Genomic DNA, 595 nt, shown 5'->3' on the forward strand with positions numbered 1-595 from the left:
CCTGACGAGCTACCGGGCTGCTCCACCCCGCGTTTGTGGGGGAGACTGGAAGACCTGGCGGCGACCGACTTTCCCGTGCCTTAAGGCACAGTATCATGGGCGCTGGGGGTTTTCACGGCCGAGTTCGGGATGGGATCGGGTGGATCATTCCCCGCCATGGCCACCAGGTCATCGAGTCTCCCCTGATATGGGGTTGGACTGGATGTGGATGGGTTGGTGTGTATGTTTATGTATTGAGAGTGGATGACTGCTGTGCATGTATGTTGCCCTTTTGAGGGGGCGATGGAATGAGCCTATTGGGCGATTAGGACCAGTCAGCTGCACGCATTACTGCGCTTCCACACCTGGCCTATTGACGTGATGGTCTATCACGGCCCTTGGGGAGACCTTGTTTTGAGGTGGGTTTCCCGCTTAGATGCTTTCAGCGGTTATCCCGTCCACACTTAGCTACCCGGCTGTGCCGCTGGCGCGACAACCGGTGCACCAGAGGTATGTTCATCCCGGTCCTCTCGTACTAGGGACAAATCCTCTCAAGTCTCCAACACCCACGGCAGATAGGGACCGAACTGTCTCACGACGTTCTAAACCCAGCTCA

2 rRNA genes are annotated in these 595 nt (G+C 57.1%); both read right to left on the bottom strand.

The features are described 5' to 3' along the window. Positions 1 to 52 precede the first annotated feature (52 nt). A 5S ribosomal RNA gene (rrf, locus tag GXY01S_RS16840) occupies positions 53 to 168 on the bottom strand. 115 nt (positions 169 to 283) lie between these two features. After that, positions 284 to 595, bottom strand: a 23S ribosomal RNA gene (locus tag GXY01S_RS16845); the annotation flags it as partial.

Origin of the sequence: Komagataeibacter xylinus NBRC 15237, assembly GCF_001571345.1 — a bacterium.
Lineage (GTDB): Bacteria > Pseudomonadota > Alphaproteobacteria > Acetobacterales > Acetobacteraceae > Komagataeibacter > Komagataeibacter xylinus.